The organism is Cytobacillus solani, assembly GCF_006704205.1.
Taxonomy (GTDB): Bacteria; Bacillota; Bacilli; order Bacillales; family Cytobacillaceae; genus Cytobacillus; species Cytobacillus solani.
The window spans coordinates 2199756-2214091 of sequence record NZ_CP041305.1 but is presented as its reverse complement, the minus strand read 5'-3'; the positions used below and the strand labels follow the sequence as shown (position 1 = coordinate 2214091).

13 protein-coding genes are annotated in these 14336 nt (G+C 38.6%); 5 read left to right on the top strand and 8 right to left on the bottom strand.

The window, feature by feature from the left end:
* Window positions 1–222: 222 nt before the first annotated feature.
* Both FI644_RS11305 and spoIIID read right to left on the bottom strand, forming a co-directional pair.
* Window positions 223–1224, bottom strand: coding sequence for a rod shape-determining protein (locus FI644_RS11305; protein ID WP_053478575.1), 1002 nt, complete (start codon window positions 1222–1224; stop codon window positions 223–225).
* A gap of 410 nt (window positions 1225–1634) precedes the next feature.
* Window positions 1635–1907, bottom strand: coding sequence for a sporulation transcriptional regulator SpoIIID (spoIIID, locus tag FI644_RS11300; protein ID WP_053478845.1), 273 nt, complete (start codon window positions 1905–1907; stop codon window positions 1635–1637).
* A 594-nt stretch (window positions 1908–2501) separates the two neighbouring features.
* On the opposite strand from spoIIID, the gene FI644_RS11295 reads away from it, so the two are divergent.
* Window positions 2502–4205: a methyl-accepting chemotaxis protein gene (locus FI644_RS11295; protein ID WP_142108323.1), complete on the top strand. Its 1704-nt coding sequence runs from the start codon at window positions 2502–2504 to the stop codon at window positions 4203–4205.
* Window positions 4206–4422: 217 nt separating this feature from the next.
* On the opposite strand, the gene spoIIQ is transcribed toward FI644_RS11295, so the two are convergent.
* Window positions 4423–5361, bottom strand: a complete 939-nt coding sequence (spoIIQ, locus tag FI644_RS11290; protein ID WP_142108322.1) for a stage II sporulation protein SpoIIQ — start codon at window positions 5359–5361, stop codon at window positions 4423–4425.
* A gap of 140 nt (window positions 5362–5501) precedes the next feature.
* On the opposite strand from spoIIQ, the gene FI644_RS11285 reads away from it, so the two are divergent.
* Window positions 5502–5921, top strand: a complete 420-nt coding sequence (locus FI644_RS11285; protein ID WP_142108321.1) for a VanZ family protein — start codon at window positions 5502–5504, stop codon at window positions 5919–5921.
* A 65-nt stretch (window positions 5922–5986) separates the two neighbouring features.
* Here FI644_RS11285 and spoIID read toward each other — a convergent pair whose 3' ends face one another.
* A complete protein-coding gene (gene spoIID, locus FI644_RS11280) occupies window positions 5987–7024 on the bottom strand; it encodes a stage II sporulation protein D (RefSeq protein WP_142108320.1) in 1038 nt (345 codons plus the stop codon).
* A gap of 228 nt (window positions 7025–7252) precedes the next feature.
* Here spoIID and FI644_RS11275 point away from each other — a divergent pair, with 228 nt between their 5' ends.
* Window positions 7253–7444, top strand: coding sequence for a hypothetical protein (locus FI644_RS11275; RefSeq protein WP_142108319.1), 192 nt, complete (start codon window positions 7253–7255; stop codon window positions 7442–7444).
* A gap of 17 nt (window positions 7445–7461) precedes the next feature.
* Here the strand turns inward: FI644_RS11275 and murA are convergent, their stop codons facing one another.
* The 3 genes from murA to FI644_RS11260 all read right to left on the bottom strand — a co-directional run bounded on the left by murA (window position 7462) and on the right by FI644_RS11260 (window position 10136).
* Window positions 7462–8775, bottom strand: a complete 1314-nt coding sequence (gene murA / locus FI644_RS11270; RefSeq protein ID WP_142108318.1) for a UDP-N-acetylglucosamine 1-carboxyvinyltransferase — start codon at window positions 8773–8775, stop codon at window positions 7462–7464.
* Between the two features lie 33 nt (window positions 8776–8808).
* The gene (locus FI644_RS11265) at window positions 8809–9549 is read right to left on the bottom strand and encodes a YwmB family TATA-box binding protein (protein ID WP_246067048.1); all 741 of its coding nucleotides are present in this window, start codon (window positions 9547–9549) and stop codon (window positions 8809–8811) included.
* A gap of 341 nt (window positions 9550–9890) precedes the next feature.
* Window positions 9891–10136: a DUF1146 family protein gene (locus FI644_RS11260; RefSeq protein WP_053478567.1), complete on the bottom strand. Its 246-nt coding sequence runs from the start codon at window positions 10134–10136 to the stop codon at window positions 9891–9893.
* 436 nt (window positions 10137–10572) lie between these two features.
* Between FI644_RS11260 and FI644_RS11255 the strand changes: the two genes are divergently transcribed.
* On the top strand, window positions 10573–11211 hold the full coding sequence (locus FI644_RS11255; RefSeq protein ID WP_053478566.1) for a TetR/AcrR family transcriptional regulator: 639 nt from the start codon (window positions 10573–10575) through the stop codon (window positions 11209–11211).
* Window positions 11212–11305: 94 nt separating this feature from the next.
* Window positions 11306–12547, top strand: coding sequence for an MFS transporter (locus FI644_RS11250; protein WP_142108317.1), 1242 nt, complete (start codon window positions 11306–11308; stop codon window positions 12545–12547).
* A 268-nt stretch (window positions 12548–12815) separates the two neighbouring features.
* Here the strand turns inward: FI644_RS11250 and nuoN are convergent, their stop codons facing one another.
* On the bottom strand, window positions 12816–14333 hold the full coding sequence (gene nuoN, locus FI644_RS11245; RefSeq protein ID WP_142108316.1) for an NADH-quinone oxidoreductase subunit NuoN: 1518 nt from the start codon (window positions 14331–14333) through the stop codon (window positions 12816–12818).
* Window positions 14334–14336 lie beyond the last annotated feature (3 nt).

The following is a 14336-nucleotide window of genomic DNA, read 5'->3' as shown; positions in this document are numbered from 1 at the left end:
AATCTATTTTTAGACACTACCTCTATTATAAAAAAAAAACAGAAAATATACATTATATTTTTACAGGAAATAGTATGAAATAGGAGATTTATGCAAAAACGCTCAGAAGCAATCCATATTTCCTGGCATGAAGCATCCATCTACTAACAATTTTTACACTAGAACCAAACTTCATTTCCTTCATCGAAAATAGCCTGCCATAGAAGGCAGGCTATCTCTTTATTATCCGAGCTTTCTACGAGGAAGCTTATCGATGTTGTCAAGCATGATACCGGTTCCAATAGCCACACAGTCCATTGGGTTCTCAGCAATTAAGACAGGAACCTTTAATTCTTCAGCAAGCAGTGTATCGATGCCATGAAGCAATGCACCGCCTCCTGTTAGAATCACACCGCGGTCAATGATATCTGCAGAAAGTTCAGGCGGTGTGCGTTCTAGGACGCTTTTTGCAGCCTGAACGATGACAGCAACCGATTCTCTTAGTGCAAGTTCAATTTCTTCTGAACGCACTGTAATCGTTCTTGGAAGACCTGATACCATGTCACGGCCGCGAATTTCCATTTCTTCGCTTCTTGAGCCTGGGAATACCGTTCCAATATTTATTTTAATATTTTCAGCTGTTCTTTCCCCGATCAGAAGCTTGTATTCACGTTTAATATATTGAAGGATTTCACTATCAAAGGTGTCTCCAGCCATTTTTATGGATGAAGAGGTAACAATATCACCCATTGATAATACGGCTACGTCCGTTGTACCTCCGCCAATATCAACAACCATATTTCCGCTAGGCTGGAAAATATCCATACCGGCACCGATTGCTGCTACTTTCGGTTCTTCTTCTAAATAGATTTTTTTGCCGCCGCTTTTTTCAGCCGCTTCTTTAATTGCCTTTTGCTCCACACTCGTAATGTTTGTTGGACAGCAAATTAAAATGCGTGGCTTTGATAAAAAGCCTTTCACATTTAATTTATTAATAAAATGCTTTAACATCGCTTCTGTCACATCAAAATCTGCAATTACGCCGTCCTTTAATGGACGAATAGCTGCAATATTTCCAGGTGTACGCCCGACCATGCGGCGTGCCTCTTCACCAACAGCTAAAACTTTATTATTGTTTCTGTCGATTGCTACAACAGATGGCTCATTCAATACAATGCCTCGGCCCTTTACGTGAATAAGCACGTTAGCCGTTCCTAAGTCAATACCAATATCCCTCGCAAACATTCCTACTCTTTCCTCCTTGCACTTTTGGCCTTTCTCGTCCGCCCTGGCTCATAAGAAAAGCGCAAGGCGTCTGCTTTTTAAAGAAAACCAGCCAAGCACAATCTCTTATGTTTAAGCTATTTTTAGCGAACTTCGCTTTATTATTTGTTGCTTCATAGATGCTCATTTGATTATACGAACCAAGTTCTATCCTAATTTTATATTCTACCACACTCACTGTGATTTAAATAATGATTTGTCAAAAATTGTTGGGATTTTTGCTAGTTTTTGTCGGAAGGAGAGGCACAAGGGATGATTTAAATGATTTGCCATACTTCTAACAGTAGTCTTTTCAATAATAAAAGCAATTAGCCCATTGCCAATTGCCCTTATCTCTAGCTTCTTTTTTATGATGATTGTATTCACATAAATTACTTGATGGGCTCGCCTTCTAACTCCTCCTTTTTGTACTTCATTTTTGTTGCTTCTCCCCCTCGTAAATGGCGGATTGATTTATGATAATCTAGGATTTCTTTAACCTCGACGGCTAATTCGGGATTAATTTCAGGAAGTCTTTCCGTTAGATCTTTATGGACTGTACTTTTGGATACGCCAAACTCCTTCGCGATAACGCGAACCGTTTTTCTCGTCTCCACGATATACTTTCCAATCTTGATAGTTCTCTCTTTGATGTAATCGTGCACACCACTCGCCCTCCCTAAATTGGATGTGAGAAGTGTGAAATGAGACTCGCTTTTCGCTTTGACCGCTACACCATTCCGCACGTTTTCATTTGTATAAAATCAATTCGCCTTTTCCTCCATGCGGCAGAAAGCCAATACTTTCTGAACTTGCTATGAATAAACATGTCCCGAGCACATACATTATTATTTCGCAAACGACTCCTCACCTCAAACACTCTCTTTGTAAGGTTAGTATCAGTCTATTAGCTTGGTTGCTTATATATGCATCAAAAACACAATAGGGACAAGGTATCTAAATAATTTTTTGAAAATTTGAGCAATACATCGAAATCTCCTACTACCTTTATTTTTATACAAAGTGAAGGAATAGGACGAAAAAAGGGTATTTCCCAAGAAATTTGTCGAAGGAGGTCAGACCTCTTCATTTGACTTTTCTTAAAAAAAATGCCTTTCCAATTTAAATATTTCGTATTATGATTAGTTCAAGAAATTTATAGCGATTTTTGTCGAAATACTTTAAAGATCATTCGCTAAAGTGTCTCGAATAAATAGTCAACATAAAATCACATTCATCAAGTGAAGGAGAATGCAGGAATGAAATGGTCCATCCGCAAGAAAATTGTTATTATCTTTGGTGCCTTTTTAGTATTAATTGGTGTGATTTGCGCCTCATCATTTGTCACCTCTTCAAGATTGAATGAAAATGCAAAGTTTATTAATACAGAGGTTATTCCTGGAATTAGACAAATTGGCGATATCAATTTTACAACAGAGCGCTATTTATCAACCGCTCAAAAATATTTATTATCGAGCGACCCGGAATATATCAATAAATTTTTAAAGCAAATGGATGAGCTTAAAGTAAACATTGATCAAATGTTCGATGAGTATGAGGAACAAAGCTTAAAAAGTGAAGAGGCCAAGGCAATCGGTCAAAGTCTTCGAAAAAAATGGGAAACATTCTTACAGACAACAGATAAAGCAAAAGAACTTAAAACCCAAAACCAAACTGAAAGTGCCGTATTACAATTTTATGATGCACAGGTCTTGTATGATGCAATGGATAAAGATATCGATGAGCTAATTTCAATGCACGAAAAACATGCATCAGAAATTGAAGATCAAGGGATACATTTATACAAAAATAACACTATTGTCATGATAATATTAGTATTTATTTCAATTCTTTTCGTCATTACTATGATCATTTTCATCTTACGTCTCATCCAAAAACCAATCGTAAAACTGGCTGAGAAATTTACATTAATGGCGACAGGCGATCTAACCGTTGGAGAATTAAAGATTAAGAATCGGGATGAAATTGGTGAGATGGCAGAAAGCTTTAACCAAATGCTCGATAAATTACTAAAAATTGTTCATAATATCGACTCAAATGTCGGTCTAGTTGCTTCGACTTCAGAGGAATTAGCTGCAAGTGCTGAAGAAACATCAAACTCTCTTCAACAAGTAACAGAAGCAATTATGGAAATATCAGAGGGCTCATCCGTCCAATTAGAGAGCACCCATACGAGCCGGAAAGTGATCGAGGAAATAGGCAAAGGGATGAATCAAGCCTCTCAATCTGTTGGTAATGTATCTAACCTGGCCGTTGAAACAACAGAAGCAACGGTTGAAGGAACATCAATCATGGATAATACTATGGATAAGATGGTTGATATTCAGCGTTCTTCAACAGCAACAGCGCAAATCGTTAACTCCCTTGAGCAAAAATCAAAGGAAATTGAACGAATTGTCACGTTGATTACAGATATTACGAATCAAACAAACCTGCTCGCACTTAATGCAGCCATTGAAGCAGCACGAGCTGGAGAACATGGAAAAGGATTTGCGGTAGTAGCTGATGAGGTTCGCAAGCTAGCAGAGCAGTCAAATGGAGCAGCTGGTGAAATCAGCAGCTTGATCGGTGTCATTCGTCAGGAAGTCATGGAGGCCAATCTAGCGATGGAGGAATCCCTTCAAAATGTGGAAAATGGCATTGAAATGGCTAAGACCACCCAATCCAGCTTCCAGGAAATTGCCCGAATGGTTAGCGAGGTTTCCGCTCAAACAGAGGAAATTTCCGCTGTAATTGAACAGGTCAATGCAAGCACACAAAATATGCAGCAAACGATGGATGAAGTAGCCCATTTATCAAATGAAGCTTCTGAACGGTCCCAAAATGTTGCTGCTGCTGCAGAAGAACAAAATGCAACCATGGAGGAAATTTCATCCTCTACGACTGTCCTTAGCCAAATGGCTGATGAGCTTAGAATGATCGTCAACCAATTTAAACTATAAGCAAAAAACCCGCCATTTGGCGGGTTTCTCTTTCGAGATAAGAAAGTATAACTTTGGAGTTAGAGAATTGTCTAGCGCAAGCGTCCTATCGCCTATCAAACTTCAGGCCCCCTCCACGATAAGTCAACATCGGTTCGCTCTCGCTCACCGTGTTTCCTTTATCTCATTCGCGGTCCTTCCAGTTTGTACGGCGATGACCAAGGCGCTTGCGCTTTTCTTATGCATCTGCAGATTCTTTTTTATCTTGTTTTGTGCCATCTTCTGTTTTGTCTTTTTCACTTGAATCCTTTTCTTTATCACCAGCATTTTCTTCTGATGATTGATCCTCTTCAAGTGACTTGTCATCTTCTAATGGTTGATCTTCCTCAAGTGACTTTCCATCTTCAGTTGATTGCTCATCTGAAGCTTTGTCCTCTTCTGCCTTTTCTTCATCAGCTGCATTCGCTTTATCTGATGAAGTGTCCTCTTGTAGAGAGCTTAATGGCTTTTGGAAGTAATTATGCGGATTTACAGGAACACCATCTTTGCGAATTTCAAAGTGTACATGTACACCTGCTTCTTCATCAAACATGCTTTCTCCTGCTTTTGCAAGAACTTGTCCTTGTTTAACTTGATCGCCAACCTCAACATTCATCTCTGTAACAGACTGATATTGTGTTACAATTCCATTGTCATGTTCAATTTCAATGACATTTCCCAATAGTACATCTTCAGCTACTTTCGTTACGGTACCGCTTAGTGCTGCAATAACATCAAATGTTTCGCCGCTCTCAATGCCAATATCTACACCAGTATTTTGATGGTAACTGTTATTGTAGAATACGAGAGCTGCTTCTTGTTCTTCTGCCTTGCCATTCATATCATAGAAATGTCTTTGAATGACTGGCGAATCAGCCTCTTTTACAGGCATCATGAAGTTTTCCATTTGACGGTTTACTTCAACAGCTGGTTCATTGATATTTTTTCCTGGAACATCAGTCGCATTATAATCAAAGTCATCTTGATTCTTCGCGCTATTGCTGTTCTGATACCAAAGGACCGCACTTAGAATGATTGCTGCACTTACAATGTAGATAGCTGGGAATGCCCAACGCTTTTTGAAAAAGCGCTTAAAGCTGGAATTTTGAGAAGATCGTTTCTTTTCTTCCTCTCTCATTATCATCACCTCAGCAATCATTCTGAACAGAATAGAAGAAATATATACACGTGGAGAAAAAAATTTTTTAGATTATTTTTTGATAAGCGCGAGGAAATTATTCATGAAAGATAAATTATTTTTTAAAAGGAGTTTTTAACATGTGGAAATGGATTTTCAGAATTCTTCCCTTTTTATATATGGGGATCATTTGGACGCTCTCAAGCTTCCCAGCTAATGCAGTGGTTGAGCTTCCCGACTTATCACTTGACAGCTTTATTAAGGAATCCATGCATTTAATCGAATTCGCCATTCTTTATTTATTATTCGTCTTTGCGATGCATACAACAAAGATTCCTTTTTCTAAAAAGATCAATCTCGTTTGCGCCGTCATTGCCTGCCTGTATGGGATTACAGATGAGATTCATCAATCTTTTGTGCCTGCCCGGTCTGCAACATTTATAGATGTTGTCAAAGATGTAACCGGTGTCGCCATTTGCTGGTATTTCATTGACCGCGCTTCCTTTCATAAGCGCTTCTCAAAGATTGCAGCCTTCCTTCATTTTCTAAAAAAAGCATAAAAAGAGAGTTATCGCTTTATGATGCGATAACTCTCTTATTCCAGTTACATACTGAGTGGATCGTTCTATTGTTTGGCGAGTACTTTTGTTAGAATATTATCGGATGCAGTTACCTCTACTCCTTGATAATAATGAGCAATAATATCCTTGTAGCTTTTGCCCTCTGCAGCCATCCCATTCGCTCCGTATTGGCTCATTCCGACTCCATGGCCATTTCCCTTTGTGTTAATAATAATTTTGTCCCCTTTGCGCTCCCAGGTGAAGTCCGTAGACTTTAATCCAAGGGTATCCCGGATATCCTTCCCTTTGATCGTTTTCCCGTTGATTTCCACCTCGCCTACGCGCTTGCCAGCTGTTCTTTCTGTTACGTTTCCAATTGTGCTGTTATTTGGCAGCTTAACACCAAGCTTCTGCTCGAATTCTGAAACAGTCAATACCTTTTGGCCATCGAATTTTGGGGAATTAAGATCCCATGGGCTTTCCACACTTTTTAAATAAGGGAGCGGCATTTGCCATACTTCTTCTGGATTTTCTGTATAGCCATTGCTAGTTGAAAAGAAACTCGCATCAATGGGGGAACCATTATAGGTGATAATTTGTCCGCTCGTTTCGCTCACAGCTTCTCTAATTTTCTTTATCGCCCAACTATAATCATCTTTGAAAATCCTTCTTAGCTCGGCATCATCCTTATATACTTGGTGCTGAATTGTATCGGTTACAAGTGCTCCGCCTGGCAGCTCCGTTTTACTTTCCTTTAGCATTTGATTGACAATATAGGTTCTGGCAGCCAAAGCCTGTGCTTTTAAGGCTTCTTTCTCAAATTCTCTCGGCATCTCAGATGCAACGACACCAACAATATATTCTTCAAGAGGAAGTGTTACTGTTTGCTTCTTCTGCATTTGGAAAACGGCTACTTCAACGGCTGGACCAGAAGACGTGACCTTTGTTTCCGCTGGGCTTTCCCCCTTTTTTAGCTGCTCCCCAAGTTTTCCGGTTGCTTGATCCTCTGTGAAAGGAAGCACGACTAAGGATGGAATCATAAGTGTGATGACAAACAATAATGCGCCTAGTACGATGAAAAGTTTGAATTTTGGTGTGTTCATGATTTAAGCCTCCATAGGAATGTAATCTTAAGACTCCCAATGAGTCCGTCTTCATTTCATTCTTATGGGATTGGACAAGCGATTATGACAAAATTTTAGAAGGATATGAAATGACGGTTGAAGTGGAAAAACACTTCGTAAACGGGAAATGCTCGATAAATTTGGGGAAATACTCAATAAGCCTACTATTGTGCTAGATATTTTTTATATGGGGCCTGATACGTCGGAATGCTCGATATATCTCAGAAGATGCTTGATAACTATTGGGAAATGCTTGATAACTTTCGGGAAATGTTCGATTTGTATGATAAGTATGAAATGTTGCTTGATAAGTCCCAAATGCTTCTCGCAAGCACGTTTAAGATGCATATAAATAAAAAACGCATTGCTCAACTAGTCAGAAGTCTGACAGGTGAATAATGCGTTTTTATTAAAAATTAAGCATTCATATCTGTAATATATGCTTCTTCATTTACAACGGTTTCTTCTTTTTCTGAAATTCGTTCAATATCTGCACCTAATGCAGCAAGCTTTTGATGGAAGTTGACATAGCCACGGTCTAAATGCTTTAATTCCGTCACACGAGTGACCCCGTCAGCTACTAATCCTGTTAGAATTAATGCAGCTGCAGCACGGAGATCCGTTGCGGCTACTTCCGCTCCTTGTAAGTTAGATGGACCATTCATAATTACGGAGCGTCCTTCGATTTTAACATCAGCATTCATACGGCGGAATTCTTCCACATGCATGAAACGATTTTCGAATACTGTTTCTGTAATGACACTTGTGCCGTTTGCATGCAGTAATAATGCCATCATTTGGGATTGCATATCTGTTGGAAAGCCTGGATGAGGCATGGTTTTAATATCGACTGCTTTTAACTTATCTGGTCCTAAAACACGGATACCTTCTGCTTCTTCGATAAAAATAACGCCCATTTCTTCCATCTTTGCAATTAAAGAAGTCGAATGTTCTGGAACTGCTCCTTGTACAAGCACATCTCCTCCAGTAATTGCAGCTGCAACCATAAAGGTTCCCGCTTCAATACGGTCAGGAATAATATTGTGGTCTGCACCAAATAATACATCGACACCTTCAATGCGAATTGTACCTGTTCCAGCACCTCTAACTTTTGCACCCATTTTATTCAGGAAGTTTGCAAGGTCAACAATTTCTGGTTCCTTTGCAACATTTTCTAAAATAGTTGTTCCTTTTGCAAGAGTAGCAGCCATCATAATATTTTCAGTAGCTCCTACGCTTGGGAAATCAAGATATATTTTCGCTCCGTGCAGGCGTCCACCAGCAGCCTCTGCTTCAATAAAGCCATTGCCGACCTTAACAGTCGCACCCATTGCTTCAAAGCCCTTTAAATGCTGATCAATCGGGCGAGAACCAATGGCACATCCGCCAGGTAATGCTACTCGTGCACGGCCATTACGCGCTAATAATGAGCCCATAACTAAAACGGAAGCACGCATTTTGCGTACATATTCAAAAGGCGCTTCAACACTTAACTCTCGGGATGCATTTACAGTAACGGTGTTATCTTTAAACGCAACTTCAGCGTTTAAATAGCGTAATACTTCATTAATCGTATATACATCGGAGAGTGTAGGTACATCACGAATTACGCTTTTCCCATCACTTGCTAATAGTGTTGCGGCGATAACCGGTAAGACAGCATTCTTTGCTCCTTCTACTTTGACAGTACCGCTTAGCCTATTGCCGCCGCGGACGATGATTTTTTCCAAAGTGTATTCCCCTCCGCGTCCATTTTCTCTATATTAATATTCAATCGTTATAATAGGTGTGCCAACTACAATGGTAGTCTTTCCGCCCATTCCTTGATTTCGTATTCCTAGTTGTACATTCATTTCTTTTTCGCCAGCTTCAACAGATTCTGAAAACATTGTCGAATAGGCTGAGCTAGCAATAAAGGCATCTTCCTTTAATGCCTCGACTTCCTTTGCTTTAAAAACAGCTAATAAATGCTTTATTTCCAATGGCAAAGTCTTATCTATTTTATCATTGAATTCGCCTTTGATACAAGAGAAAGTTGTGGCATTTCCTCGAAATATGTCAGTTATTCTGTCGGTCATTCTTTTTGATAAGGATTCCTCTGCCTTTTGGTCCCACCCTTGTCCTTTCACCTCATAAATCACATACGTTTGAAAGTGGTCTTTTATGGGGGTAGATAGAATTTTTATTGTTTCTGTTTCACTTCCATGTTTTAAAACGGCAACAGCTTCAGAATGACCTTTGCTTGTTTGTACTGACCATTCCCAGTTAGGAAATTGCTGCTTCAGCTCTTTAGTATAATCCTTAATTTCCACCTTATCGAGCATTTCCATTTTTTCTCTCGCATGTAAAGACCATTCAGTGATTAAAATATTCTCGTCCTGTAAAACGGACGCTATTTTCAACAAGTCAAGCTCCCCAACTGCTACTGTCGTTTTATTCCCAATATTTACTAACATAAAACCAATAAGAACAACTATTGCTAAAATCTTTTTTGTTTTTTTCAATGGTAACTCCTCCCCTTACTACAATTGTTACCAAGGAGAAGAGGAGCATACGCAGGAAAAGTCGTCACTTTTTGACAAAAGCGATTTAGGTTCACTGGGAAGGATTTTTCTTTACAGACCAGTCAACCATATACATTTTTCTTGATGAAAAAAACTGGTTTCGTTATTATATTCATCATTGAATAAATTGGGATTACTTCCTGATCATTCATCGTTGAAAATAAGCATAACAAATAGAATTGTACTTAATAATAGCCAAAATGAAAACATGTACGAAGGCCTATATTTATGGTATCGGGAGAAATCTGGCAAGCAAGTTGATTTCTCGATGGATTCTCTCCTTAATAGACGATTTGCAGAATAAGCGGAAGCTGTTGGGACCATAGGAGATAATCAAGGAAGAAATTGCTTACAGATGATCCAATCACAATTGATAATAATATGTATAATACTCTTGCTTGGAATACGCGATTTGGCTTTAAAATTTGGTCAATGCGCAATGCCTGTAAAGCCCACCATGCAAGTGCAATAAATGCTAAATGGGATAGAATGCTAATTAATGCCTGCTGTCCAAAGCCAGAAATCATAAAAACACTCCTTTCAAAATGAGTATGCTTGCAGCCAGCACCCAGTTTCCATATTAGCACATTTTATCGTTCAGCATTGAAATCCTGTCCCATGTATTAGGCGAATTCCATCATTGTATCGTTACAAAAATCCGATGTTTTTCATCCTTCATCTACCGACAGGTACTTTCAAATATGGAGGGATTTTTCAAGGTTATATATTCACCAATGAAAATAACGCAAAAAAGAGATCGGAAAATGGCCAAATCTCTTTCATATTGTCTGATTTTTTGGTGTCCGTACATAAATTTCTTCCTGCACTTCATTCACTTTCCGCCTGTGTGTCATATTGAATTTCCAACCTGCATCCGTTTTTCATGTATTGAAATGTATTTGACTTATAATTTTCGAAGTGTTACCCTTTATACATACCATTGGTATGTATAAAGGAGGAAACATGGCTCGAAATAAATATCCTGAAAAAACCATTGAACAAATCCTTTCAATTTCGTATCGATTATTTTTAGAAAAGGGTTATGAACAAACAACAATTCAAGATATTATAAATGAATTGGGCATGAGTAAAGGCGCTATTTATCATCACTTCAAATCAAAGGAAGACATCTTGCATGCAATTGGTGATAAGGGTTTCTATTATCCAAATTCAATTGAAAAATTCAAAAATCTTAACCATTTAAATGGATTGCAGAAACTAAAAAAGATCATCTGTACTGAATTTGAGAATCTTGAAAAGCAGCAGTTTGATAAAATGGCTATATCTTTAACGGAAAACCCTAAATTCGTTAGTATCTTATTGAATGGTACGCTAAAACATGGTGTACCAATCTTACAAGAGCTAATCGAAGAAGGAAAAAAAGATGGCTCAATTTCTATATCGGATAGCAAAAGTGCGAGTGAAGTTATCTTATTATTAAATAACGTTTGGCTAAGTCCAATGATAGGTCAAGGAAATGAAACAGATTTAGAACGTAAAATTTTGTATTTAAAAGAACTTACTGAACTTATGGGTATTCCGTTTATAGACGAAGATGTTTTAAATGCAATGAATAATTATCTGAAAAACATATTTAAATAATGAGCTGCCTTTAAGAAGGCAGTATATTATTTAATTCAAACATACCGTCGGTTGGTTTGTTGTATTTGTTTTTATACGAAGGGAAGAAATTTTAATGAAACAAAGTACACTATTTAAAAAAGATTTTACGCTATTGATTATTGGTCAAATTATTTCTTTATTCGGCAATTCTATTCTGCGTTTTTCTCTATCACTGTATATTTTGGATGTGACTGGTTCAGCTGCAGCTTTTGGAAGTATCCTTGCGGTATCAATGATTCCTACAATCTTATTATCACCTTTTGGTGGCGTGCTAGCAGATCGGGTCAATCGCAGGAATATCATGATATGTTTGGATATTATCACTTCATTAGTGTGTATCTTGTTTCTTACACAATTAGGGAGCAACCAAATTGTCTACATAGTGGCAGGTGTGATGATTATTCTCTCCATTATTCAGTCTATGTATCAACCAGCTGTTCAATCAAGTATTCCTGTATTGGTAGATAGCAATCATTTGCTGCAAGCAAATGGAGTGGTTGTCCAAGTAAATGCCCTTGCTAATTTCTTAGGACCGATTTTAGGTGGAATGCTGTATGGATTTTTAGATTTAAAGGTAATCGTAATAGTTAGCGCAATTGCATTCTTTATTTCATCACTCTTAGAAGTATTTATACGTATCCCTTTTATTAAACAAGCATCAAATGGAAAAGTAATAAATACAGTAATTGTGGATTTAAAGCTGGCATTAACATTTATTAGTAAAGATAATCAAGTTTTATTTAAGATTTTACTAGTGGTTGCATCAATTAATTTGTTTTTTTCCTCAATGATTATGATCGGCTTGCCTTATATTATAAAAGTGCAGCTTGGTCTAAGTTCACAACTATACGGTTTTGCTGAAAGCTTCTTGGCAATCGGATCGATTGGAGCAGGCCTTTCTATTGGATTAGTAGGTAAAAAGTATAGCATTCATAATTCTCATGTTTTCATCATATTAGGAGGAGTCATGCTATTACCCATAGCAATTGTATCAGGTCTACAAATACAGCCAATGATTGCTTATATTGTTATTTGTATAAGTACTTTTTTATGCTTGGCATCAGTAGGGATTTTCACCATTTTTGCACAAACATTTATCCAAACAGAGACACCAAATGAAATGCTAGGAAAAGTAAGCGCGGTTGTTGCAACAATCGTGATGTGTTCTTATCCAATTGGTCAGTCCTTATATGGTGTGTTGTTTGATCGTTTTTCAGATCAAGTATTTGTCATTGTATTTTTTGCAATCCTTGTCGAGGTTCTTCTAGGTATTATGACAAAACGTTATCTTACTAAGTTACAAGGGAACCTATGAGCGCAATGAACAAATATTAAAATGCATTATTTCCGTCCTGCAGCCAGATTCATGCAAAAAGAGGGTGAAATCTATACGATTCCACCCTCTTCCACTTTTTATTATACCCCTTTGTTATAACCCTTTGTTCAGATTATCTAGCTCCTGCACCTACCCCCTCGAGGTCCCAAGCCATTCCTCCAGAAAGGTAAAGAACACCTTTCCGTGAGGCTCGTCTTGTGCTTGTCGGGGGTGACCAAGGCGCTTCCGCTTTTCTGTTTAGCTTATTTTATTGAAAAAAATCGCTGAACTGATTGAAGTTCCCTTGCAAGAAATCAAGAGCAATGTTTGGTGCTACTCCGAACAGAATTGTTGCGAATACACAGACACCGATAACAACGCCTAGTCCTGCAGGAAGCTTAAATTTCACTTCATCATTGGCCGCTGGTCTAAAGAACATCTGGACCATAACGCCAAAGTAGTAGAAATACGAGACAACCGTGGTCGCAATCATGATGGATACAAGCACATAGTGTGCTGGTTCAACAACGAGGGCACCCATGAAAATGTTTAGTTTCCCGATAAAGCCGGCTGTTCCTGGAATCCCCGCTAATGACAGGATAAAAACGGCCATTGCAATCGCCAAAATCGGCGCTTTTCGATACAAACCGGCAAATTCTGCAATGTCCTCAGAACCTGTTTTCTGTGTGATCAGCTGGATAATCGCGAATGCACCTAAGTTCATGAACAAGTATGCCCCTAAATAGAACCACAGCGTATCAAACAAGAACGCAGACATGGAAGCTACAACTACAAGCAAGTAACCTGCTTGTGCAATACTAGAATAAGCAAATAATCGCTTAATGTTCTTCTGCCTTAATGCAACCACGTTCCCAATAATCATTGTTGCTGCTGCAAGGAAGGCGATATAATCCTGAACCTTGATAAGAAGCGGCATCGAACCCGGTCCTTCAGTCGGGATGTTATAGAAAATCACCATTAAAATACGGACGATCAAAATAAATCCTGCTGTTTTCGAAACAACACTCAAGAATGCCGTAACTGGTGTTGGTGCTCCCTGGTACACATCTGGTGCCCACATATGGAACGGTGCCGTTGCCACTTTAAAGGAAAGACCAACGAAAATCATAAAGAACGCAAGCCCTAAAAGATATATATGCTGTGAATCAGCTAATGTAATCACATGACGAGCCATATCAAGCAAGTTTGTCGTTCCAGTTAGGCCATAAACATAGCTCATTCCAAAAATCGTAATGGATGTAGAAATTCCGCCATTCACGACATATTTCATCGCGGACTCATTCGAGCCACTATGTTTCTTTCGAATCCCTGCAAGAATATAAGAAGAAATCGAGAGAAGCTCAAGCCCGATAAACAATGTAATTAAATCGCCACTAGAGGACATCATCATCGCACCAAGCAAGGCGGCTAGGAATAAGTAATAGAATTCTCCTCTATATTCATTTAGCCCTTCCTTTGGCTCATAGCTGATCGCAATCAGGAAGACTAACGCAGCTCCGATTAACAATAGCAGCTTAAACGCAATCGCAAAAGAGTCCAAACGGAATGTATCATAGAGAATTGTTTCAGGGCCATTGCCCATTAGGCTAAGCAACGATATAAGCGCTCCGAGAATCCCAGCTAAGCCGAGCCAGCCAAGCAGCTTTCGATTCACGCTCTTTGCCATAAATAAATCTAATAATGAAAGTAACGTAATTACACCGAGGATGATGAACTCAGGTGTCATGATGCTCCATTTAAATGATAGTAATGTTTCGAGATCCATCCT

Bases quoted from the DNA above. Each gene is read 5' to 3' on its own strand.
- FI644_RS11255 (WP_053478566.1), top strand. From the start codon at position 10,573: ATGGCTCGAAATAAATATCCTGAAAAAACCATTGAACAAATCCTTTCA.
- spoIID (WP_142108320.1), bottom strand. From the start codon at position 7,024: ATGAACACACCAAAATTCAAACTTTTCATCGTACTAGGCGCATTATTG.
- FI644_RS11285 (WP_142108321.1), top strand. From the start codon at position 5,502: ATGTGGAAATGGATTTTCAGAATTCTTCCCTTTTTATATATGGGGATC.
- FI644_RS11260 (WP_053478567.1), bottom strand. From the start codon at position 10,136: ATGATTTCTGGCTTTGGACAGCAGGCATTAATTAGCATTCTATCCCAT.
- FI644_RS11305 (WP_053478575.1), bottom strand. From the start codon at position 1,224: ATGTTTGCGAGGGATATTGGTATTGACTTAGGAACGGCTAACGTGCTT.
- FI644_RS11295 (WP_142108323.1), top strand. From the start codon at position 2,502: ATGAAATGGTCCATCCGCAAGAAAATTGTTATTATCTTTGGTGCCTTT.
- spoIIQ (WP_142108322.1), bottom strand. From the start codon at position 5,361: ATGAGAGAGGAAGAAAAGAAACGATCTTCTCAAAATTCCAGCTTTAAG.
- FI644_RS11250 (WP_142108317.1), top strand. From the start codon at position 11,306: ATGAAACAAAGTACACTATTTAAAAAAGATTTTACGCTATTGATTATT.
- FI644_RS11275 (WP_142108319.1), top strand. From the start codon at position 7,253: ATGCTCGATATATCTCAGAAGATGCTTGATAACTATTGGGAAATGCTT.
- nuoN (WP_142108316.1), bottom strand. From the start codon at position 14,333: ATGGATCTCGAAACATTACTATCATTTAAATGGAGCATCATGACACCT.